We start from the raw sequence: 23529 nt of genomic DNA, 5'->3' as shown, positions 1-23529 counted from the left end.
AACTAAAAGATATACTTATGAAAAATTTTCTTATACCTACAACTTTAAAAGATGATACTATTTCGGCTGTTAAATCTGCGGTAAATCAGTCTAAGAATACGGAATCGGAAATTATTTTAGTATTAGTTTCAGAAGCTCCCGATACGTTTTCATCGTCGGGTTTTTTAAGAGAAATGAGGTCTGGACTTACCAAAAGTCAGGAAGAAGTTCTAGAAACCTGCCGATATATTATAGAACACACTTCAAATATTAAACTAAAAGTTCATAATCAATATGGACTTTCAGCACCAATTTTCAAACGTCTTATCGAAGCTTTTTCAGTAAAGTTAATTATACTTACGCATTCTTATAAGCAAGAAACCAAAAGAATTCATCAATATTTGGTGCAATTGGCAGGAAATCAAAAATGCCCGATTTTGCATTTAAGCACAGAAATCAATAAAGAAGTTTTCCATAAAGCCTTGTATGTAGAAAATTCTAGTAAAAATATTCATGTAAAAGATTTGCAGGAATTTTTAAGTGCCAATTTCTCTTTTGAAATCGTAAGCCAGACGGCAAGTTTTGAAGATAATTACGAAAATGTAGCGCCCTTTTTATCAGAAGCCATATCAAAACACAATATCGATATGCTGGTAGAAACTCGAAAAGGCGAAAAAATCAAATTTAAAAAAGTCAAAAAAGAAAATGTTAATGAAAAGCTAGGACTTCCAGTTCTTTCATTGTACGAAGAGATGGTTTGAGGCTAAGGCCCTCAGATTCTGAGGTTCTAAGATACTAAGTTTTTTAATTTTTAACCTTAGAATCTCAGAACCTTAGCCCCTTAAAAATATTAATTTAAAACCGAAAATATGTTATTAAAGAAAAGAATACCAATGAAGTACGTTCTCGGGAAAATTAAAGTAGAAATTGTATTGGTATTAGCATATACTGTACTATTTGAAATTTTTCATCATTATTTTATAAATCTTCCTGTAGATATTCCAATTGCAATTCCGACGATGATCGGAACAATTATTTCCTTATTATTAGCTTTTAAGTCCAATCAAGCTTACGATAGATGGTGGGAAGCGCGAATTGTTTGGGGAGCAGTTGTAAACGATTCTAGAACCTTAATTCGTCAGGTTTTAACCTTTTATGATGATCCTGATTATTCAGTTGAAGCTAGTGAATTCAAAGAAAACTTTGCTAAAAGGCAAATTGCTTGGTGCTACAGTTTAGGTCAGTCGCTTCGAAATAGAGATGCCATAAAACCCCTTGAAGGTTTAATTAGCGAAGAAGAAATCAAATACATCAAGAATCATCAAAACGTTCCAAATGCAATTTTGATGCTGCATGCAAGAGATTTGAAAAATGCTAAAAACGAAAAGAAAATCAATATGTACCAGCAGGTTGAGATTGATAATACATTGTCTAGATTATGTGACGAAATGGGAAAGTGTGAGCGTATTAAGAACACGATTTTTCCAACAACATATAGCATGTACATTAGATTGACTTTATGTTTGTTTATTCTATTGTTGCCTTTTGGTTTGACAAGTGTATTGAGTTGGTTTGCAATTCCGCTGATTACTGCAATTGGTGCCGCTTTCTTTTTGATCGAAAGAATGGCGATTCATTTGCAAGATCCATTTGAAAACAGGCCAACAGATACGCCAGTTACAACAATTGCAAACACAATTGAAAAAAATATCAAGCAAATGCTGAATGAATATCAAAGCGAATTTGATATCCTGAAAGAATTTGAATTAAATGACGAACCTAAGAAAGTCGAAAAGGACGCTTATTTTGTCTTATAACTATTTAATTTTGGTCTTCTTTTAATTGTTGGCTGGACAGTGTGTAGTTGCGCTGTCCAGTTTTTTTGTAAAAAATATTCTCACAGTTTTGTCATTTCGAGGAACGAGGATTCACTCTAAATTCTGCATAGATTGATCGCTAATCTTTATGGAATTCCGAGTGTGATTTCTCCCTTCGGTCGAAATGACAAACTTAATCTATAATTGAGATTTAGCTAATTGTCCAAGAGTCTGAATAGCAGTTCGCACTTCATTAGACCAAGGCAATCCAAAACTCAATCGCATGCAATTTGAAAACTGATCTTGAAATGAAAAGATCCTTCCTGGGGCAATGCTAATATTATGTTTTAGCGCTAAATGATAAAAAGCAGCAGTATCAATTTTTTTGTCCAATTCCACCCAAAGAAAAAATCCGCCTTGAGGCTGACTTACCTTTGTTCCCGCTGGAAAAGACTCTAAAACAGTATTGATATAATTAGTACAGTTGCGATTCAGAATCTGGCGAATTTTTCTGAGATGATTTTCATAACGACCATTTTTTAGAAAGTCACCAACCACTTCGTGTGTAATAGTTGAATTGGAGATTGTATGGTACAATTTGGTTCTCAAGACTTCTTTTTTAAATTTTCCTGGAGAAACCCAGCCCACACGATAGCCTGGTGCTAGACTTTTAGAAACAGAACTGCAGCAGAGTACAATGCCACTTTCATCGTAAGTTTTACAATTCGTAGGACGGCTTGCGCCAAAATACAAATCGCCATGAATATCGTCTTCAATAAGCGGAACATTATAAAATTCCATTAAACGGACAATTTCTTTTTTATGTTCGTTTGGGAGCATACTTCCAGATGGATTACTGAAATTGCTCATCAAAACACAAGCTTTTACTTTGTTGGAAGCAAGAGTTTTTTTAACTGCTTCAAGCTCAATTCCTGTGGTCATGTTGGTAGGAAGTTCCATTACATACAAACCTAAAGATCGAGCCAATTGAAGAATTCCAAAATAAACTGGACTTTCAGTAATAATGGTATCTCCAGGTTTAGTCAGTGCCAGCAAACAATTTGAAATTGCAGAAATGCAGCCCGGAGTCGTGATAATATCTTCTTCGGTCAAAGAACCGCCCCAAGTAAATGACCAGCGCGCAATTTCTTTTCTCAAATTACTATTTCCTTCAATTTCCTCATAACTTGTTCCGCTGTTGGGCAATTGGCGCATCGCCTGAACCATTCCTTTATTCAATTTCGCAATCGGAAGCAATTCGTTAGACGGAAAACCAAGCGAAAGCATCGTAATGTCTTTTTTGCGCATATCGCCATAAACCAAATCCACTAAACCTTCGCGTTCAATATTTTCAATAGTTAAAAGTGGTTTGCTTGCCGATGGTTCTGGAATTGTTCTTGCCGAAATATTACTAACATAGTAGCCTGATTGTGGTCTTGATTCGATCAAAGAACGGCTTTCTACTTCATAATATGCTTTGCTTACCGTGCTCATGCTATAACCCGTTTCTGCACATACTTCACGTATGGAGGGAAGTTTATCGCCTACATTTAGAACACCAGATTTAATCTGTTTTTCAATTCGGTCAGCAAATTGAAGGTATAAGTAATTCGAATTTTTCATGAGAAAATAAAAACTGTTATGCTGCAATTTACAAAAACTGTATCTGTATTGCTGTTATATTTTTTAGAAATTTGCTTCATCAAAAAGAAACATTTCAAAAACGGCTTTAGTGAAAACAACAAAATATTATATCGCAGCTATTTCTGCCTTTACAACATGGGGACTTTTCAGTTTGGTTTTAAGACCAATTCATGAATATCCATCATTAGATATTTTATTTTATCGCGTTTTCAGCTGTAGTATTTTGATGCTTTTGATTGCTCTTTTATTCAAAAGAAAACAAATAAAAGAAACCATCGAGATATTTAAAGCGTTGCCAAAATCAGAAAAAAGAAAATCAATTCTGCTTAATATTGGCGGAAGCGCATTTTTGATGGGAAATTGGTTTACGTATATTTATGTAATGAATCATGTCAGCGTAAAAGCAACTTCTCTAGCATATTTAGTTTGTCCTATTCTGACAACCATACTAGCTTATTTTATATTAAAAGAAAAACTGTCTAAAACGCAGTGGATTTCTGTTGGATTAAGTATTTCAGGATGTGTATTATTGTCATACGCTGCTATAATGGATATGGTTTTCAGTATCATTATCGGATTAACTTATGCATCTTATTTAGTAAGCCAGCGCGCCAATAAAGGTTTTGACAAATTTATTGTACTGACTTTTCACATTACTTTGGCAGCATTAGTATTATTACCGTTTTATCCGGTTTTTGGGGGACCGGTTCCAACGGAATTTAAGTTTTATCTCTGCATTGAAACCATTGCAATTGTATTTACTATAATTCCGTTATTTCTCAATTTGTATGCACTCTCAGGAATCAACTCTTCGACAGTTGGAATGTTATTAAACATTAATCCGATGATTGCATTTGGTTTGGCGGCCTTTTTCTTCAAAGAAAATATTACGCCTTTACAGATTACAGCATACGGTATCATTTTTACCGCAGTGTTAGTTTTTAATTCGCATCATATTTTTGCCATAAAGCAAAAAATGACCTCAATATCCAAAGGTTCTTAATTCTTAGTTTTCATATTTTTTATTGGTTTAAAATCGAAAATTGTCAGAATCTTAACAGGATGTTTAAACAGGAATGAGTATATTTCATTCCTGTTTTTTTTTGACTAAACAGAAAAATTATTTAGCCAATGATTTAACGGATTAAAAGGATTATATTCTTTATACTAAGAATTTTTGCCACCAATTACACGAATTTCCACGAATTAATTTGTTATAGAATTGAGAATAAAATTTGTGCAAATTCGTGTAATTCGTGGCAAACAAAAAATCCTTTCTAATCTGTGGCAAAAAAAACTATTATAAACCGAATACCGTTCATATGAAAATATCCAAACTTCAAGCCTTTACTCCGTTATTTTATTTAGTGTGGTCAGATGATTTACTGACACAGAAAGAATTTACAACTTTAAAAGAGTTTATAAATTCCTTAAATGTTTTATCTCCAGACGAAAAAGAATATTTGCTTTCTAAAGTAGATATTTCAAATCCGCCTTCGCGAAATGAACTTACACAATGGAAATCGGATATTGAAAAAAGCATTCAGGATAAATCTTCTATAAAATCGATTTTTGATATTGCTAAAGCACTTTCTGCACAAGATTTGGATTTAACTCCCATAGAATCAGATTTTGTGAAATTGGAAAATGATCTTGGAATTTTAGGTGAAGAAGCACTTCAAAACTTTAAAACTAAAGCTGGTTCTTTTACAGCCAATTCTCAAACCAATGCGAGTTTTGACATTCTGAAACTCACACAAATTTTGGACGGAAAGGAGGCCGCGATAATCAAAAGAGTAAAATCGGTTATTTCAAGACCTGAATTTGCTTATGAAACTTCGACAGATATTAATGTTTTCAGGCAAACTGTTTACAAATGGTGTAAAATATTAGCCGATGAAAACCTCGGAAATATGGCGTATCCAAAACAATATGGAGGAGGAGAAAACATAGCTGATTATTTTGCCATTATGGAAACGCTTAGTTATCACGATTTAAGTCTGGTAATTAAATTTGGAGTACAATTTGGATTGTGGGGAATGAGCGTTCAATCTTTAGGAACCGAAAAACATTATACCAAATATTTAAAAGATATTGGTTCGCTGAAACTTCCGGGCTGTTTTGCGATGACCGAAACACATCATGGTTCCAACGTAAAAGGGTTGGAAACCACAGCGACTTACAATCATAATGATCAGACTTTTATTATTCACACACCAAATAAAAACGCACAAAAAGAATATATTGGAAATGCAGCTGTTCACGGGCAAATGGCGACTGTTTTTGCTAAATTAATTATTGACGATCACGATTATGGTGTAAATGCTTTTGTTGTTCCGTTACGCGATCCAAATGGAAATGTCGTAAATGGCGTAACAATCGGCGATTGCGGCCATAAAATGGGATTAAATGGCGTAGACAACGGAACGATCAGTTTTGATAATGTGATGATTCCGAAAGACAATATGCTGGATCGTTTTGCTTCTGTGAATGATAAAGGTGAATTTGAAAGTCCGATTCCGAGTGATAATCGTAGATTTTTTACCATGTTAGGCACTTTGGTAGGAGGAAGAATCGGGATTCCGCGTTCGGCTTTAGCAGCAGCAAAATCTGGACTGACAATTGCAATTCGCTACAGCGATCAAAGAAGACAATTTGGACCAGAAGGCGGATCTGAAGTTCCGATTTTAAATTATAGAATGCATCAACGCAGATTATTACCGCATTTGGCAAAAACTTATGCCGTTCATTTTGCGCTTCAATATTTAACAAACAGATTTTTAAATAGAACAGAATCTGAAATGCAAGACATTGAAGCACTAGCTGCAGGAATGAAATCATATTCTACTTGGAGCACGAGAGATATTTTGCAGGAATGCCGTGAAGCTTGTGGAGGAAAAGGATATTTGTCTGAAAACCGAATCGATGCGCTTAAAAATGATACCGAAATCTATACTACTTTTGAAGGCGATAATACAGTTTTGATGCAATTAGTAGCTAAAAATCGTTTGGCAGAATTCAGAAAATCGTTTGGAGAAATGGGTTCGTTGGGAATCATTAATTATGTTTACGAAAATGCAAAAACGGCTATTGCAGAGAAAAACCCAATTGCAACTAGAAAAACAGACGATGAACATTTATTGGATAGAGAATTTCATCTTCAGGCATTTGTTCACAGAGAAAAAACAATTTTAGCTTCAGCAGCGCGACGTATCAAGAAATTAATTGACGGAGGATTAGAACCGTATGATGCTTTTAATGTCGTTCAGCATCAAATGATTGATGTCGCACAGGCGTATTTGGAGAGAATCGTTTTAGAACAATTTCAAATCGCAATAAAAGAGGTCAAGGATGAACCATCAAAAGCAATTTTGACAAAACTGAATCAGCTGTACGCACTTTCAACAATCGAAAAAAATAAAGCTTGGTATCTGGAAGACGGTTATATGGAAGCGGTTAAAACTAAAGCAGTCCGCAAAATCGTAAATCAGCTTTGCTGGGATATTCGTCCTGATGCAGTCGCACTGGTAAATGCTTTCGATATTCCAGAAAGTTGCTTGGCGGCGCCAATTGCAGTTTGATTTTAAACCATATAAGTAATATAAGTTTTGAAAAAAGCTTTGTCAAAGTTTAAAATTTTGACAAAGTTTTTTTATGAATTTGTATTTAATGATATAATTATATTTATATCTTAAATATATTTATACCATCGTTCTATTGAAATAATTGGACTTTTCGAATTCCATTACATTAATAGAGATTACAGGAACTTCAGGAAGCAACGTATTTAATTTTGAAACAATAACTTTTGATAAATTACCTTTTTGTTCGTCATTTCTTCCTTCCATGATGTAGCTGAAAACATGAATGAAATCATCTAAGGTATTTCCGTTGTTATAATATGTAAAAGGGTTAATACGAACTTTAATTTCAGAAGCGGCAAAAAGATTAGTCGAGAAAGCGGCATTAAAAACCTCCTGCATAATTTCGTCTGCTGCAAGTCGGCGCAGTACATTTTCTGAACAGTCAATTATAAAGTGTGGCATAATTTTTAAGTTTTATCGGGTTTGCTGTAACAAAATTATAAAAAAGGTTACTTGTAATATTTTAGAATAGACACTTTATTATATTTGTATATCTTATTTATTTTTTGTCAGTTTGAAAAATCTATTTCTCTCCCTTTTTATAGTTCTTATCAGCTTTCCTCTTTTTGCATCGGAAAGCACGGATGTTATTTTAAAAGAACTAAATGAAGCAATCAAAAATAAACAGTATTACGTAAAGATTAAAGAAGAACGAATTGCTAATTTCAAGAAAATTAAATCTGATAATCTTACCAAAGAGCAAGAATACAATTATAACAAAACCCTGTATTTAGAATATCAGAAACTAAATTCAGATTCGGCTATTCAATATGTAAAAAAGAATCTCAAACTAGCAGAAGAACTTCAGGATAAAGAGCTTTTTAATTTGGCCCAGCTTCAATTGGTGACACTTTATTCTTCTTCAGGAAAATACCGAGAATCAGAAGCGATTTTGAAAAGCATTAATAAAAAAAATCTAGCCACTTCGCTGCTTCCAAATTATTATATTTCTTATCGTGAGTTTTTTGAGCATTATGCGGCTAATAGTTACAGCGCGGAATACAGAAAGCAGATTGGTAAATACCGTGATTCCTTGTTAGGGATTTTGAATCCGAATACTTTAGATTATCAGATTAACAGAATCCAGCAAGATATTTTTATTCATAGAAAATATAAAGAACCACAAAAGCAATTACTTTCTTTATTGAGCAAAACAAAAGACGAAAGTCCAAACTATGCCATGATTACCTATTTATTGGGTAAAATTGGAGAAGCGACGCACGATCTTGAATCAAGAAAAAAGTATTATGCGCTGTCAGCAACTTCAGATATTAAAAATGCCAACAAAGACAATGCTTCATTACAAGAATTAGCTTTAGTTTTTTACGAAATTGGCGATGTAGATATGGCGTATAAACTCACACAATCGGCTATTGAAGATGCACTTTATTGCAATGTTCAGTTTAGAACTTTGCTGATGTCAGAAGTATATTCGATTATCAATACCGTATATTTAGAGCGTGAAGCGCAAAGAAAAAGCGAATTACAGATTTATTTGCTTTGCATTAGTCTGCTTTCTCTGTTTTTGATCGTTGCCGTAATTTATGTGTATATACAAATGAAAAAAGTTTCGAGAATTAAAACCGAACTTTTCGAAACGAGTCAGAAATTAGCTGAATTAAACAAAGATATTACCGAAACCAACAGCCAGCTGCAGGAAAGTAACTTGCAATTGTCCGAATCTAACTTGGTTAAGGAAGAATATATTGCGCATTTTTTCAATCTTTGTTCCACTTATATTAATAAGCTCGAAAATTATCGTATTATCTTAAACAAGAAAGCAACGGCAAAACAATTTGATGAGATTTATAAGATTTTAAAATCAACCACTTTGGTTGATAATGAGTTGGAAGAATTGTACAAAAACTTCGATATTATCTTTTTAAACTTATATCCAACATTTGTCAAAGATTTCAATGCCTTATTAATTCCAGAAGAACAGATTGTTCTTAAGCAAAACGAATTGCTAAATACAGAGCTTCGAATTTTTGCTTTAATCAGACTCGGAATTACAGACAGTGTTAAAATAGCGGCATTTTTACGTTATTCTTTAAGCACAATTTACAACTATCGCACAAGAGCGCGAAATAAGGCTGCAGTTTCGCGAAATGATTTCGAAGAAATGGTCATGAAAATCGGTTCGAAGGCTTTGAAAGTATAAATATTCGTTTTAAATCTACTACTTTTTTTAGTGTTTTTTAAAATTTAAAAACCTGTAAATCAATATTTTAATTTTTTAATTCACTACTTTTTTCTATCTAAAAATGTAACTTGTACGATAACGTTTTAGTTTTACAATATGATAAAAAAGTTTTCTCAAAAAGACTTTCCCTATTATAAACTAATGCTTTAATAATTACTGTTATGTTAAAAAACGTTAAAACAATTGTTGTTTTACTTTTACTAAGTTCTGTAGGAATGAATGCCCAGAACAAAGTTCCAGTTTATCTAGACGATAAAAAACCGATTGAAGAGCGTGTAGAAGATGCGCTTAAACGAATGACTACCGAAGAGAAAATTGCCATGATTCATGCGCAGTCTAAATTTAGTTCTCCAGGTGTAAAACGTCTTGGGATTCCAGAAAACTGGATGACCGATGGGCCACACGGAATTCGTGCTGAGGTAAAATGGGACGAATGGGATCAGGCAGGATGGACAAACGATTCTTGTATTGCTTTCCCTGCGCTTACTGCACTTTCATCTACATGGAATAAAGAATTGGCTTCTTTATATGGAAAATCTATTGGAGAAGAAGCGCGTTACCGTAACAAAAACGTATTATTAGGGCCAGGTGTAAACATTTACAGAAGCCCATTAAACGGACGTAACTTCGAATATATGGGAGAAGATCCGTTTTTAGCTTCAAAAATGGTCGTTCCTTATATTAAAGGAGTTCAATCAAATGGAGTTGCTGCTTGTGTAAAACACTTTGCTTTAAACAATCAGGAAACTAAGCGTAATACAGTTGATGTAATTGTTGACGATCGTGCGTTGTACGAAATTTATCTTCCTGCTTTTAAAGCGGCGGTTCAAGAAGGAGATGTTTGGTCAATTATGGGAGCTTACAATAAATACAAAGGTCAGCAATGTTGCCACAACGAATATTTGTTAAACGATATTCTTCGCGGAGAATGGGGCTTTAAAGGAGTTGTAGTTTCAGATTGGGGAGGAGTTAATGATACTAAACAAGCTATTCACAACGGTTTAGATATGGAATTTGGTTCATGGACAAATGGTCTATCTTGGGGAACAAGCAATGCTTATGACAACTATTATTTAGCAAAACCATATTCTGAAATGATCAGAAAAGGAGAAGTTGGAACAAAAGAATTAGATGAAAAAGTACGTCGTATTCTTCGTTTGTCTTTCTTGACAACAATGGATAGAAATCGTCCTTTTGGCTCTTTCGGAACAGAAGAACATGCTATTGCAGGACGCAAAATTGCTGAAGAAGGAATTGTTTTATTGCAAAACAACAACAATATTCTTCCAATCAATCTTTCTAAAACTAAAAAGATTGCTGTAATTGGAGAAAATGCTATCAAAATGATGACTGTTGGTGGAGGAAGTTCTTCGCTTAAAGCGAGATACGAAATTACTCCGCTTGAAGGTTTAAAGAAAAGAATCGGAAATCAAGCTGAAATTGTATACGCAAGAGGTTATGTAGGAGACCCTACAAGTAATTATAACGGAGTTGTAGCCAAAGTAAGTTTAGAAGACAAACGCTCTCCAGCAGAATTGACAGCAGAAGCTTTAAAAGTGGCTAAAGATGCTGATATTGTTCTTTTTATCGGAGGTTTGAACAAAAGTCCAAATCAAGATGACGAAGGGCATGACCGTAATGAATTGAATTTATCTTATGGTCAAGATAAGTTAATCAGCGATTTAGCGAAAGTAAACAAAAACATTGTTTTCGTAAATATTTCTGGAAATGCAATTGCAATGCCTTGGATTAAAGAAGTTCCTGGAATTGTACAAGGATGGTTTTTAGGAACTGAGGCTGGAAATGCTTTAGCAAATGTTTTAGTTGGAGATGTGAATCCGTCAGGAAAATTATCTTTCACTTTCCCAGTAAAATTATCTGATAACGGAGCTCACGCTTTAGGCGAATTCCCAGGTGGTGATTCAGTAAAATACAATGAAGGAATTTTTGTGGGTTACCGTTGGGCAGATAAAAACAAAATAAAACCTTTGTTCTCTTTCGGACACGGTTTAAGCTACACGACTTTTGCTTACGGAAAAGTAACAGCAGACAAAAAACAAATGAATGCTGGAGATAAAATCACATTCTCAGTAAACGTAAAAAACACAGGAAGCAGAGAAGGTTCTGAAGTAGTTCAATTGTATATCTCTGATTTAAAATCTTCATTGCCGCGTCCGGTAAAAGAATTAAAAGGTTTTGAGAAAGTAGCTCTTAAAGCTGGAGAAGAAAAAACAGTTACGTTTACAGTTGATAAAACGGCTTTAAGTTTCTTCGATGATAAAAAACACGACTGGGTTGCTGAACCTGGTGATTTTGAAGCAATTATTGGTGCTTCTTCAACAGATATTAAATCTAAAGTGAATTTTTCACTTAAATAAGTTTTTTTATTTCTAAAAATTGGTTGGTTTGTAAAGCTGCAAGTGTAAAAATTTGCAGCTTTGCTTTTGGTTAAAAATTCACCATTAAGACATTAAGAAACATAAAGAGAAGCTTTATTTTCTTAATATTTTAAGCATTAAGAGTAGATTCATTAAGTCAAACTTAATTTTCTTAATATCTTAATGGTAAAAAAAGAAACAATATGAAAAAAATTACGATTGCAATATTGACTTTATTTTTTGCGAAAAATATTTCAGCACAAAGCCTGAATAAAATGCAATGGTTTAATGAACCTGAAAAATGGGAAATTAAAAACAATGCTTTAATTATGAATGTTACTGCAAATAGCGATTATTGGAGAATTTCGCATTATGGTTTTACAGTAGATGATGCGCCTTTTTATTATGCAACGTATGGAGGTGAATTTGAAGCAAAAGTAAAATTGACGGGAAATTACATTGCCCGTTTTGACCAAATGGGATTAATGATTCGTATCGACGAAAAGAATTACATTAAAACAGGAGTAGAATTCGTTGACGGAAAATTCAATATCAGTACCGTTGTAACGCAACATAAAAGTGATTGGAGCGTAACAACTCTAGAAAAAGTGCCTCCTTTTATTTGGATAAAAGCAGTACGCCGTTTAGATGCTGTTGAGATATTTTATTCTTTTGATGATAAAAACTATATCATGACCAGAAATGCGCCTTTGCAAGATAACACGCCAGTAATGGTTGGTTTAATGGCCGCTTCTCCAGACGGAAAAGGTTTTGAAGCTAAATTTGAAAACTTCACCGTAAAACACTTGCCAGATCAAAGAAGATTAGAATGGCTTAAAAATCATCAATAATAATTGTTAATTGTAAATTATCAATTATTAATTAAAACTAACCATTAACAATTAATAATTAACCATTATAATATGAGTTCAATTTCATCTGATATTAAACCAAAAAAACACTACGAAATTCTGGACGGATTGCGTGGTGTTGCCGCTATTTTAGTAGTTGCTTTTCACATTTTTGAAGCTTTTGCTGGCGGAAATCGTTTCGTTCAAATCATCAATCACGGATATCTTGCAGTTGATTTCTTTTTCCTTTTATCTGGATTTGTTGTCGCTTACGCATATGACGACCGCTGGGTAAAAATGGGACAATGGGAGTTTTACAAACGACGCTTAATTCGTTTACAGCCAATGGTAATTCTAGGAATGATCATTGGGGCGATATTTTACTATTTTCAAGCTTCAGATATATTGTTTCCAATGATTGGAGGAATGGAAGTGTGGAAAGTCATTCTAACAATGGTCATCGGATTTACATTATTGCCAATCCCACCTTCATTAGAAATTAGAGGTTGGGGAGAAATGCATCCTTTAAACGGTCCGGCATGGTCGCTTTTTTTCGAATATATTGCAAACATCTTGTACGCCTTAATCTTCCGTAAATTTTCGAATAAAGTAATGTCAGTTTTTGTATTGATATTTGCCGGACTGTTAATTAACTATACTGTTTTTGGACCAAAAGGTGACGTAATCGGCGGATGGTCATTAAATCTAGAACAGCTGAATGTTGGTTTTACCCGTTTATTGTATCCGTTTTTTGCTGGGGTTTTATTGTGCCGTTTAGGAAAATTAATCCATGTAAAAAATGCTTTCTGGATTTGTAGTATCTTGATAACAATTGTTTTAGCCTTGCCAAGATTTGGAGACGAAAACAGCCTTTGGATGAATGGTCTGTATGAATCAATCTGCATTATTTTTATTTTCCCGATAATTGTTGCAATTGGAGCAGGAGGAGAAATTAAAAACGAATTTTCATTAAAAATCTGTAAACTATTAGGAGATATCTCTTATCCAATTTACATCACACACTATCCGTTAATTTACTGGTTTACCGCTTGGGTTGTAGATAATAAAGTTTCAATGGAAAATGGCTATTTAGAAGGAATTGGAGTTTTGATTGTAAGTACACTGCTTGCTTTTGTATGCTTAAAATTATACGATGAACCAGTTAGAAAGTGGCTGATGAAAAAATTTCAAAAAAGAAAAGTTTCTTTGTAAGGAGCAAAGGTTCAAAGGCGCAAAGGTATAGAGGTGAAAAACTTTGTCCCTTTGAAACTTTGTAGCTCTGAACCTAAAAAAATGAATTTCTAAATTTTGTTAGTTATAGATATTCAAAAAGGGATAAACTTTATGTTTATCCCTTTTCTTTTTTTTTGATTATTTTATAATGAAAAATAATTTTTCATTAAGCTGTCATTCCGTAGGAATGTTTGATCGGTAGTAGAACAATGTCCGTAGATGTTTACGTTCCGTAGGAACGTTTGATTTAGACGTCGTTTTTAACGCTATGAGATATCAAACGTTCCTACGGAACGTAAAAAATGGGACGAAATTATTATTTTCTACCAATGAAATGTTCCTACGGAACAAAAATATATAAAGAAAAAGTGGCTGTCTCGAAATCGAAACAACCACTTTTTTTCGGATAGAAATAAAGACAATCAAAGGAAAAACCTCTGTTCCTTTGAACCTTTGCTTCTTTGAGCCTTTCAAAAAAAATTATTCTAAAACCAATTGTCCTAAAGCTTCTTTACTGAAACCTTTTAATTCATCAGTTTTTCCTGCTTTGATTTTAGCCACCCAATTTGGATCTGATAAAAGAGGTCTTCCGACAGCAACTAAATCAAAATCGCCTCTATCGAAACGTCTGTTTAATTCCTCTAAAGAAGTTGGCTGAGAACTTTCTCCAGCAAATGCACCGAAGAAATCACCAGATAAACCAACAGAACCTACGGTAATAGTTGGCGCTCCAGTAACTTTTTTAGCCCATCCGGCAAAGTTCAAATCAGAACCTTCAAATTCTGGTTCCCAGAAACGACGTTGTGAAGCGTGAATAATATCAACTCCAGCATCAACAAGAGGAGTAAGCCAAGCTTCTAATTCTTGCGGATTTTTAGCCAATTTATAATTGTAATCAGAAGGTTTAAATTGAGAGAATCTCATGATAACAGCAAAATCATCTCCAACTTGTCTTCTCACTTCCTTAATGACTTCAATTGCAAATCGGTTACGTTCTGGCAAAGTTTTTCCGCCAAAAATATCTTCACGCAAGTTAGTTTCAGCTCTAAAGAACTGATCAATTAAATAGCCGTGTGCACCGTGAATTTCAACAGTGTCAAATCCTAATCTTTTGGCATCTGCAGCAGCTTTACCAAAAGCAAGAATAGTCTCTTCAATATCTTTTTCAGTCATGGCAACACCATTTCTAAAATCGGGACGGTTTAATCCAGACGGCCCTTCGAAAGGAACAGGAGGAACCCATCCAGAATGATGGTTGTCCATAATTCCCATATGCCAGATTTGCGGTCCCATTTTTCCGCCTGCAGCGTGAACTTCATCAATAACTTTTTTCCATCCGTTTAAAGCTGCATCGCCATAAAAATGAGGAACATTAGCATCATTAGAAGAAGATTTTCTGTCAATAACAGTTCCTTCAGAAAGAATTAATCCAACTTCGCCTTCAGCTCTTTTTTGGTAATAAGCTGCTACATCATCAGTTGGAACTCCGTTAGGAGAAAAAGAGCGCGTCATTGGCGCCATTACGATTCGGTTTTTCAGATTTAACGACTTTAAGTTAAATGCCGAAAAGAGGTTGTTTGTACTCATAGTAATTTTACAAATTAGATTGAATTAATTTACTAAGTGCTTCAAAGGCACCTTCGTTGCGTTTATAATAAGTCCATTGTCCAACACGTTTCGCTTCGATAAAACCAGCGCGCTGTAAAATAGACAAGTATTCAGATACTGTAGATTGTGTCAAACCAGCTTTGGCTTGAATCTGCCCAACGCAGACTCCATGCTCAAATCCGGCATGTTCTAGCTGACCAGGAAAGTTAATTTCGGGTTCTTTTAACCATTCCAGCATTTGTAGTCTGGATTTATTGGATAATGCTTTAAAAATTTCTATCGTTTCCATGGTACAAATATATCGACTTTTCCCGATATATGGATTTAAAGAAAAATATTTAGGATTTTTTTATGATTGGGAAGAGAATGATGAAGTAAAAATGATGGAAGATTTAATAAAGAAAATTATATTTGCTACTGTGTTAATCTCGCAAAGTCGCGGAGTCGCAAAGTTTTTAGTTATGCCATTTGAAATGCCTCCAGCTTTAGCCAAAAATATAGATTTGGCTAAAGCCTTTTTACAATCTCCTGAGCATCTCCAGCTAAAGCTGGAGGCAACTCAAAAAAAACTTTGCGACTCTGCGACTTTGCGAGATTAAAACGGCTCCATATTTATCAAATAAACTTAACTATGAAAAAAACTTTACTTATCGTAGCATTCTTATGCTGTATAATTACCAATTCAAAAGCACAAGTTGTAGGTGTAGATGTTGGAGATATTGCTCCAGAAATTGATCTTCCAGATACAAAAGGAGAGAAGGTTGCACTTTCTTCTCTAAGAGGTTCATTGACTTTAGTCGATTTTTGGGCTTCATGGTGTGGACCTTGCATTAAAGAACAGCCATTATTGCTAAAACTGCACAATGCTTATCCTGATAAATTATCAATCTACGGAGTTTCTATGGATACCAAAAAGCCATTATGGACAGGTGCAATCGCAAAAGCAAAATTGCCTTGGACAAATGTTAGTGACTTAAAATACTGGCAATCTCCAGTAATTGGAGATTATATGCTTCAATCTATTCCGTTAAACTTTTTAATTGATAAAAACGGAATCATTTTAGCTAAAAATATTCACGGACAAGCTTTAGAAGCTAAAATTAAAGAGCTTTTAGAGGCGCAATAGATTTTCCTTAACCGCAAAGAGCGCAAAGGTTTACGCAATGCCGATGACTGTCGGGAGCAAAGTTTTTTACTTGAAAAATAAAACTCTCGCAAAGTCGCAGAGTCGCAAAGTTTATTATTCTTAGCGACTCTGCGACTTTGCGAGATTCTTTAAAAATGTAGCGTGCTTAGCGTAAACCTTGGCGCTCTTTGCGGTTAAAAAACAAAAAGTCCAGCAAACAGCCAGACTTTTAATTTTTAATTCCAGATTTTTAATTCTTTTCTTAAGACTCTTTAATCACTTTTTTTACACCTCCAAAACTCGTTTTCAGCATTTCTCTTATCTGAAACTGCGTTTTGTTTCCCGATGCGTTTTTCCAATCTTTGAGATCAAAAATATGAATCTGATCTGCGTAAGGATTCGTTAAGAATGAAATTCGTGAAATGGTATATTTATAGTATTTCAGTTCGTGCGAGACATGTCGATTTGGAACAACAATTAGTATATTTTCCCAGTTCAAAAAGTCTTTCGGAACATCTTTTCTTTCCAACAATCCTAAAGATTCAAAAAAAGCGCTAATCTTCTGATCATTAAGCTTGCTAATCTTATGATCAAGGTTCTTAAAAGTACTTTGGAGTCTATTTTCGTTAATAATAGTACTCATAGTGGTAATTGCTTTTTATGATTTCAATATAAAATTACATCAAAAGAAAATCATTTTTGAATCTGAAGCCATTAGATTCATTCTAAATTTAGAAAGTCCATTCTAGAAGCATTTGTTATGAATGAGTTATCATATTTTGATAAAATACTATTAATGTTTCTTTTCTAAAAGCTTTATTTTTATCGCTATTTGATTTACTAACAACCAAACTCATGAAAACCACTTTTACTCAAAAATCTTTTTTTTACTTTTTCCTTCTATGTTCATTCCATTTATTGGCTCAAAATAAATCGGGTAGAGAACTTATTTTAATTGATAAAGACTGGCGATTTTCATTCGGACACTTATATGATACTAAAAAAGATTTCGGACATGCTGAAGGTTACTTTTCCTATTTGACCAAAACAGGATTTGCTGATGGGCCAGCGGCTTCTGGATTTGATGATCGCGCTTGGAGAAAATTAGATCTTCCGCACGATTGGGCAGTAGAACAGCCTTTTAGCGAAAGCGCAAGTTTCAGCCACGGATTTAAAGCGGCAGGAAAAAATTATCCTGAAAAGAGCATTGGCTGGTACAGAAAAAAGATAAACATTTCGAATGATGATTTAGGAAAAATCATTTCTTTAAAGTTTGATGGTGTTTTTAGAAACTCAAAAGTATTTTTTAACGGATTTTATTTAGGAACTGAAGAAAGCGGTTATAATGGTTTTGAATATGATGTAACGGCTTATGTAAATTATGGTGGCGAAAATACAATCGTAGTCCGTGTGGATGCTTCGATGGAAGAAGGCTGGTTTTATGAAGGCGCAGGGATTTACAGACATGTTTATCTTCAGAAAACAAATCCGATTCATGTGGCGCAGAACGGGACTTATGTAACTTCAGCAATTGAAAATAATAATGCTGTAATTACTGCTGAGGTAAAATTGGGGAATAAAGGATATTATAAAGGTAATGTCGAAATAAGCCAGACTATTTTTGATGCTTCTGGAAAACAAGTTGCATCAAACTCGGAAAATGTTTCAGCTCCAGATTTCTACAAAACAAATAGTTATAGTTCAAAATTAAATGTCACTAATCCGCTTTTGTGGGATGTTGATGCTCCTAATTTGTATCAATTAATAACAGAAATAAAAAGCGAAGGAAAAGTAATTGACAGTTATAAAACTTCGTTCGGAATCAGAACTATAAAATTTGACCCAGAAAATGGTTTTTCCCTTAACGGAAAACATGTAAAACTAAAAGGAACCAACAATCATCAAGATCACGCAGGAATTGGAACGGCGCTTCCAGATGAAATTCAGTATTACAGAATTAAAAAACTGAAAGAAATGGGGTCTAACGCTTATCGTTGTTCACATCATACACCGACTCCTGAATTATTGAAGGCTTGTGACGAACTGGGGATGTTGGTTATTGACGAAACGCGTTTGATGGGAATTAACGATTATCATTTGAATGATTTGCAGCGAATGATGGAGCGTGACCGCAATCATCCGAGTATTTTCTGCTGGTCAGTTGGAAATGAAGAATGGCAGATTGAAGGTGGAATTGCAGGTGAAAGAATTACCAATATCATGCAGGATTTCAGCAAAAGTATTGACCCGACAAGACCTGTAACTGTAGGAATCAGCAGTGGATTTAAAAGCGGAATTTCCTCTGTAGTAGAAATTATGGGTTATAATTACTTAGGAAACGGAGACATAGATGCGCATCGAAATCAATTTAAGCAGCAGCCAGGAATGGGAACGGAAGAAGGTTCGACTTTTGCCACTCGAGGCATTTATTTTACAGATGATGCCAAACATTACCATAGCGCTTACGATAAAAAACCTCGCCCAACTTTTTACAGTATCGAAGAAGGCTGGAAATTTTATGCTGAGCGACCTTATTTGGCAGGAATGTTTATCTGGACAGGTTTTGATTATCGTGGGGAACCAACGCCGTATGGTTGGCCATCTGTAACTTCTTATTTCGGAATGATGGATGTTTGCGGTTTCCCGAAAGACAATGTTTTCTATTTAAAATCGTGGTGGGGTAAAGAACCTGTTCTACATTTATTGCCACATTGGAATTGGAGCGGAATGGAAGGCAAAGAAATTGGTGTTTGGGCATATTCGAATTGCGATGAAGTAGAGCTTTTCTTAAACAAAAAAAGTTTGGGCAAAAAGAAAATGCAGCAAAACGGCCATTTAGAATGGAAGGTAAATTACGTTCCCGGAACTTTGGAAGCTGTTGGGTATAAAAATGGAAAAAAAGTACTTTCAGATGTTCAAAAAACTACTGGAAAAGCAGAAAACATCAAATTGTCATTAGATAAAGAAAATGTTTTAAATGGAAATGTTTCGGTCTTAACCGTTGAAGTTACAGACAAAAATAATTTGCACGTTCCAACAGCAAATGACGAAATTACATTTTCTATAAAAAGCGGAAAAATTTTAGGAGTAGGCAACGGAAATCCAACTTCGTTAGAAAGCGATCAATTTATTGATAACATAGCGCTTATTGCTATAAATAATTTTAAAGAACAAAAAGAAACAAATGCCTCTTTGCCTCATCAATTGCCAAATTATGCAGAAAGCGAATGGACAGAAGCTTTTAAAGATCGCGATTACAAAAAGCAAGAGCCTTCCTATATTTATAAAGGAGAATTTGATTTAAAAAGCAATTCGGCTTCTAACACGGTGAGCTTCTTTTATAAAAAAATAGGAGTAGAAACGGTAGTTTTTGTAAACGGAACTAAGGTTGAACCAAGCAAAGAAGATTCTCAAAAATATGTTTTGAATTCAGCTATTTTGAAACAAGGGAAAAACACTATTCATATTGCAGCGACTCCATTACAAAAAGTAAAAGATTGGGATGTTATGAATACAGATCCCGGAATCATTCAAGTCATTACTCCTGCAGAGCCTTGGAAAAGAAAGCTTTTTAATGGTTATGCACAAATCATTATTCAGAAAGATGAAAATGCAGGAGAAGTGGTTTTATCTGCTTCTGGGAAAGGATTGCGAGCTGCTAGTTTAAAGAATTAGTTTTTTTTAACCGCAAGGCGCGCAAAGATTTATGCTAAGTTCGCTAGGTTTTAATCTCGCAAAGTCGCAGAGACGCAAAGTCTCTTTTTAAAATAGTTATAAATGAATTGCGTCCAGCTTTAGCTGGATGTGAAAAAAAGGTACTTTTAAAGGCTTTAGCCAAACTGCGGATAGTTTGGCTAAAGCCTTTTCTATGCTAGTCTCCTTTAGACCTCCAGCTAAAGCAGGAGGCAATTCAAAAATAACTTTGCGTCTCTATGACTTTGCGAGCATTTTCTTTAATTTAAAAAAACTTAGCTCCCGATAGCTATCGGGACTGCGTAATTCTCCGCGCTCTTTGCGGTTAACCCCGCAAACCTGAAACTTTAAACCTGAAACAAAAAAATAACAAAAAAAATATTGTTTGATTTTCATAACTTTGCAAAATGAATAATCAGACAGAAACTCAGAATTGCGATTTTACTTCAGATTTAAAAATGAAGGGTTTTAAAGTATATCCTATAAATGGAGATTTTAGTAAAGTTCCCGTTTATAGTCGAAGAGACTTTTATAAAATCTGCATCAATACCAGTAAGAGCATCATACAATACGCTGACCGCGGAATAGAAACCGACGGAACGATTCTGTTTTTCGGGAATCCGATTATTCCGTATTCTTGGGAAACGGTTTCTGAGAAATTTGAAGGCTATGCTTGCGTTTTTACCGAAGAGTTTTTTAAAACAAAAGACCGATCAGAAACCCTTCAGGAATCGCCTTTGTTTAAAATAGGAGGAACGCCAATTTTTACTTTAACTGCTGAGCAAAAAGTATTTATCGATTCATTATTTCAAAAAATGATTCAAGAATACGAAACCGATTATGCTTTTAAAGACGATTTAATGCGTAGTTATGTCAATTTGATCATTCATGAATCGATGAAAATGCAGCCTTCGGAGAACTTCTTTAAACATAAAAATGCTTCTTCGAGAATTACTTCTTTGTTTTTAGAATTGTTAGAAAGACAATTTCCGATAGAAACCAAAGATCAGCCGCTGGCTTTAAAAACACCTCAAGATTATGCACAAAGCCTTTCTGTGCATGTCAATCACTTAAATCGTTCTGTAAAAGAAGTTACAGGAAAACCAACTACGGCACACATTACAGAAAGAGTTGTGAATGAAGCAAAAGCTTTACTGCAGCACACAGACTGGAGTATTTCAGATATTGGGTATTCGCTTGGATTTGAATATCCGAGTTATTTCAATAATTATTTTAAAAGACTTACAGGAACGGTTCCGAAATCGCTTCGAATGTAAATTGTTTCAATTTCTTAATTTTTTGTTTGAATATTGTTATTTCGGCATTGTAGTATTGCACTACATTTGCCCTGAAATAAACAACGAATCTTTGTATCAGTTTTTTTAATGGCTAAATAACACTTCACAAAAGCATGCTTCGCTTTGCATTTAGTTTTAAATTTTGATAGTAGAAAAAATATAAATTTTTTAAAGTAGTAACTAAAATCAAAATCTCCTTCTAAAAAGAGATTCGATGTACTGATTATTTCATTCAAATAAGCTTATAAGAATTTTAAAAATTAATTATTAACCTAAAAACAACGAAATTATGTCGACACATTTCACTGCTGTAACCGAAGAAGGTAAAATTCCAAATACTTATATGACAGGCGAAGTGTCATATAAAAAGCAGACAAGCGAAATTCATCCTGAAAACACTGTTATCAAAGATATTTCTTTTGAACCCGGAGCAAGAAGTAATTGGCACAGTAACGCTAGCCTGCAGTTGATCATTGTAACAGATGGTATTGGCTATTACCAAGAAAGAGGCGGACAAATTAATCTTATCGAAAAAGGAAAAGTAATCACAGTTTTACCTGGAATAGAGCATTGGTACGGAGCAACACCAAACAGCAAATATTCGCATATTACCATTGTCACAGAAGTAGACAAAGGATCTGGAGTATGGATGGATAGTGTTACTGACGAAGAGTATTATTCTTTCTAAAACGCTAAGGTGCTGAGATTCTAAGTTCCTAATATTTTTTCCCAAAATTATCGGGACTGATTTTTTACGCAGATTTTACTGATTTATAACAGATTATATTTTTTGATTAGGTAAAAATAATCGAAATTTATATAACTGTTTGTAAATCAATATAAATCTGCCGGACTTCTATTGCAATTTCAGAACGGTTTTAAACCTGAAACTTTAAACTTGAAACAAAAAACAAACAAATAAATTATGGAAACAAAAAACATTAAAGCCTTTGGTACAGAAGCTGCCGAAGCACCGTTAAAAACTTTAGATATACAAAGAAGAGCTGTACAAGCTCATGACGTAGAAATCGAAATTTTATATTGCGGAATCTGTCATTCTGATTTACATTCAGCTAGAAATGAGTGGCATGGAACAATGTATCCAATTGTTCCTGGACACGAAATTGTGGGTAGAGTGGTAAAAGTTGGAGATCATGTAAAAAACTTTAAAGTTGGTCAATTAGCAGGGGTAGGCTGTATGGTTGATTCTTGTAGAGAATGTGATCATTGTAAAAATGATTTGGAGCAATATTGTGATGAAGGAAGCATTCTGACATTCAATTCACCAGACAAACATTTAGGCGGACATACTTTTGGTGGATATTCTCAAAGTATTGTTGTTGATGAAAACTATGTTTTGCACATTTCAGATAAATTGGATCTTGCTGGAGTTGCGCCTTTATTATGTGCAGGAATTACAACTTATTCTCCGTTAAAACATTGGAAAGTTGGACCTGGCCAAAAAGTAGGTATTGTCGGAATTGGAGGTTTAGGACATATGGGAATCAAATTAGCGAAAGCTATGGGCGCTCATGTTGTCGTTTTTACAACATCTCCGTCAAAATTTGACGCAGCAAAAGAACTTGGAGCTGACGAAGTAGTTTTGTCTACAGATCCTGAACAAATGGCAAAACATGCTAAAAGCTTGAACTTTATTTTAGATTGCGTTTCAGCAGAGCACAGTATCGATTCGTACTTAAATTTATTAAAAGTAGACGGAACTTTAACGCTAGTTGGCGCGCCAATGGATCCGCTTCCTGTAACTTCTTTCAGTCTAATTTTAGGAAGAAGAAGCTTCGCTGGTTCAGCAATCGGCGGAATCGCAGAAACTCAAGAAATGCTTGATTTCTGTGCAGAACACAACATTACGGCAGATATCGAAATCATTGGTGTAAACGATGTAAACAATGCTTACGAAAGATTATTAAAAGGAGATATCAAATATCGTTTTGTGATTGATATGGCTTCTTTGAAATAAGGTTCAAAGTGACAAAGGTTCAGAGTAACAAAGGTTTCTAATCTTTGTGTTTAAAAGGGGTAGAGAGGAAAAAGCTT

General features: G+C 34.4%; 19 protein-coding genes. 14 read left to right on the top strand and 5 right to left on the bottom strand.

Going from position 1 to position 23529, the window contains the following annotated elements; translation table 11 throughout:
* Positions 1 to 17 precede the first annotated feature (17 nt).
* Positions 18 to 740, top strand: coding sequence for an adenine nucleotide alpha hydrolase family protein (locus ABXT06_RS15280; protein ID WP_354591520.1), 723 nt, complete (start codon positions 18 to 20; stop codon positions 738 to 740).
* 108 nt (positions 741 to 848) lie between these two features.
* Positions 849 to 1796, top strand: coding sequence for a bestrophin family protein (locus ABXT06_RS15275; RefSeq protein WP_354591519.1), 948 nt, complete (start codon positions 849 to 851; stop codon positions 1794 to 1796).
* A 198-nt stretch (positions 1797 to 1994) separates the two neighbouring features.
* On the opposite strand, the gene ABXT06_RS15270 is transcribed toward ABXT06_RS15275, so the two are convergent.
* The gene (locus tag ABXT06_RS15270; RefSeq protein ID WP_354591518.1) at positions 1995 to 3419 is read right to left on the bottom strand and encodes an aminotransferase-like domain-containing protein; all 1425 of its coding nucleotides are present in this window, start codon (positions 3417 to 3419) and stop codon (positions 1995 to 1997) included.
* 109 nt (positions 3420 to 3528) lie between these two features.
* Here ABXT06_RS15270 and ABXT06_RS15265 point away from each other — a divergent pair, with 109 nt between their 5' ends.
* Both ABXT06_RS15265 and ABXT06_RS15260 read left to right on the top strand, forming a co-directional pair.
* On the top strand, positions 3529 to 4443 hold the full coding sequence (locus tag ABXT06_RS15265; RefSeq protein WP_354591517.1) for an EamA family transporter: 915 nt from the start codon (positions 3529 to 3531) through the stop codon (positions 4441 to 4443).
* Positions 4444 to 4762: 319 nt separating this feature from the next.
* Positions 4763 to 7021 (top strand): acyl-CoA dehydrogenase family protein, encoded by a 2259-nt coding sequence (locus ABXT06_RS15260; RefSeq protein ID WP_354591516.1) that lies wholly within the window; start codon positions 4763 to 4765, stop codon positions 7019 to 7021.
* A gap of 120 nt (positions 7022 to 7141) precedes the next feature.
* Here the strand turns inward: ABXT06_RS15260 and ABXT06_RS15255 are convergent, their stop codons facing one another.
* Complete coding sequence (locus ABXT06_RS15255; protein WP_354591515.1) at positions 7142 to 7486, bottom strand: 5-carboxymethyl-2-hydroxymuconate Delta-isomerase; 345 nt, start codon at positions 7484 to 7486, stop codon at positions 7142 to 7144.
* 112 nt (positions 7487 to 7598) lie between these two features.
* Here ABXT06_RS15255 and susR point away from each other — a divergent pair, with 112 nt between their 5' ends.
* The 4 genes from susR (at position 7599) to ABXT06_RS15235 (ending at position 13728) form a co-directional block, all read left to right on the top strand.
* On the top strand, positions 7599 to 9245 hold the full coding sequence (gene susR, locus ABXT06_RS15250; RefSeq protein ID WP_354591514.1) for a SusR family glycan utilization regulator: 1647 nt from the start codon (positions 7599 to 7601) through the stop codon (positions 9243 to 9245).
* Positions 9246 to 9448: 203 nt separating this feature from the next.
* The gene (locus ABXT06_RS15245; protein ID WP_354591513.1) at positions 9449 to 11665 is read left to right on the top strand and encodes a glycoside hydrolase family 3 C-terminal domain-containing protein; all 2217 of its coding nucleotides are present in this window, start codon (positions 9449 to 9451) and stop codon (positions 11663 to 11665) included.
* A 203-nt stretch (positions 11666 to 11868) separates the two neighbouring features.
* Entirely contained in the window at positions 11869 to 12516 is a 648-nt protein-coding gene (locus tag ABXT06_RS15240) for a DUF1349 domain-containing protein (RefSeq protein ID WP_354591512.1), read from the top strand.
* A 72-nt stretch (positions 12517 to 12588) separates the two neighbouring features.
* Entirely contained in the window at positions 12589 to 13728 is a 1140-nt protein-coding gene (locus tag ABXT06_RS15235) for an acyltransferase family protein (RefSeq protein ID WP_354591511.1), read from the top strand.
* A gap of 501 nt (positions 13729 to 14229) precedes the next feature.
* Here the strand turns inward: ABXT06_RS15235 and ABXT06_RS15230 are convergent.
* Positions 14230 to 15336 (bottom strand): NADH:flavin oxidoreductase, encoded by a 1107-nt coding sequence (locus ABXT06_RS15230; RefSeq protein WP_354591510.1) that lies wholly within the window; start codon positions 15334 to 15336, stop codon positions 14230 to 14232.
* A 7-nt stretch (positions 15337 to 15343) separates the two neighbouring features.
* The gene (locus ABXT06_RS15225) at positions 15344 to 15646 is read right to left on the bottom strand and encodes an ArsR/SmtB family transcription factor (protein ID WP_091496855.1); all 303 of its coding nucleotides are present in this window, start codon (positions 15644 to 15646) and stop codon (positions 15344 to 15346) included.
* Here ABXT06_RS15225 and ABXT06_RS15220 point away from each other — a divergent pair.
* Together ABXT06_RS15220 and ABXT06_RS15215 are read left to right on the top strand one after the other, a co-directional pair.
* Complete coding sequence (locus tag ABXT06_RS15220) at positions 15645 to 15956, top strand: hypothetical protein (RefSeq protein WP_354591509.1); 312 nt, start codon at positions 15645 to 15647, stop codon at positions 15954 to 15956. The two genes, ABXT06_RS15225 and ABXT06_RS15220, sit on opposite strands and share 2 nt — an antisense overlap.
* Positions 15957 to 15988: 32 nt before the next feature.
* Positions 15989 to 16483 (top strand): TlpA family protein disulfide reductase, encoded by a 495-nt coding sequence (locus tag ABXT06_RS15215; RefSeq protein WP_354591508.1) that lies wholly within the window; start codon positions 15989 to 15991, stop codon positions 16481 to 16483.
* 262 nt (positions 16484 to 16745) lie between these two features.
* Here the strand turns inward: ABXT06_RS15215 and ABXT06_RS15210 are convergent, their stop codons facing one another.
* On the bottom strand, positions 16746 to 17126 hold the full coding sequence (locus ABXT06_RS15210; RefSeq protein WP_354591507.1) for a hypothetical protein: 381 nt from the start codon (positions 17124 to 17126) through the stop codon (positions 16746 to 16748).
* Positions 17127 to 17338: 212 nt separating this feature from the next.
* On the opposite strand from ABXT06_RS15210, the gene galA reads away from it, so the two are divergent.
* The 4 genes from galA (at position 17339) to ABXT06_RS15190 (ending at position 23452) form a co-directional block, all read left to right on the top strand.
* Entirely contained in the window at positions 17339 to 20158 is a 2820-nt protein-coding gene (galA, locus tag ABXT06_RS15205; protein ID WP_354591506.1) for a beta-galactosidase GalA, read from the top strand.
* Between the two features lie 425 nt (positions 20159 to 20583).
* Positions 20584 to 21453, top strand: a complete 870-nt coding sequence (locus tag ABXT06_RS15200) for a helix-turn-helix domain-containing protein (RefSeq protein WP_354591505.1) — start codon at positions 20584 to 20586, stop codon at positions 21451 to 21453.
* A gap of 310 nt (positions 21454 to 21763) precedes the next feature.
* The gene (locus ABXT06_RS15195) at positions 21764 to 22162 is read left to right on the top strand and encodes a cupin domain-containing protein (protein ID WP_111369646.1); all 399 of its coding nucleotides are present in this window, start codon (positions 21764 to 21766) and stop codon (positions 22160 to 22162) included.
* Between the two features lie 237 nt (positions 22163 to 22399).
* Positions 22400 to 23452 carry an NAD(P)-dependent alcohol dehydrogenase gene (locus tag ABXT06_RS15190; RefSeq protein ID WP_274256350.1) on the top strand — a complete coding sequence of 351 codons (1053 nt, stop codon included), beginning with the start codon at positions 22400 to 22402 and terminating at the stop codon, positions 23450 to 23452.
* Positions 23453 to 23529 lie beyond the last annotated feature (77 nt).

The sequence above is a fragment of the Flavobacterium sp. UW10123 genome (assembly GCF_040538975.1).
In the GTDB taxonomy this organism is placed as follows: domain Bacteria; phylum Bacteroidota; class Bacteroidia; order Flavobacteriales; family Flavobacteriaceae; genus Flavobacterium.
Note: the sequence above shows the minus strand (reverse complement) of the source record. Positions and strands in the feature narration are given on the sequence as shown.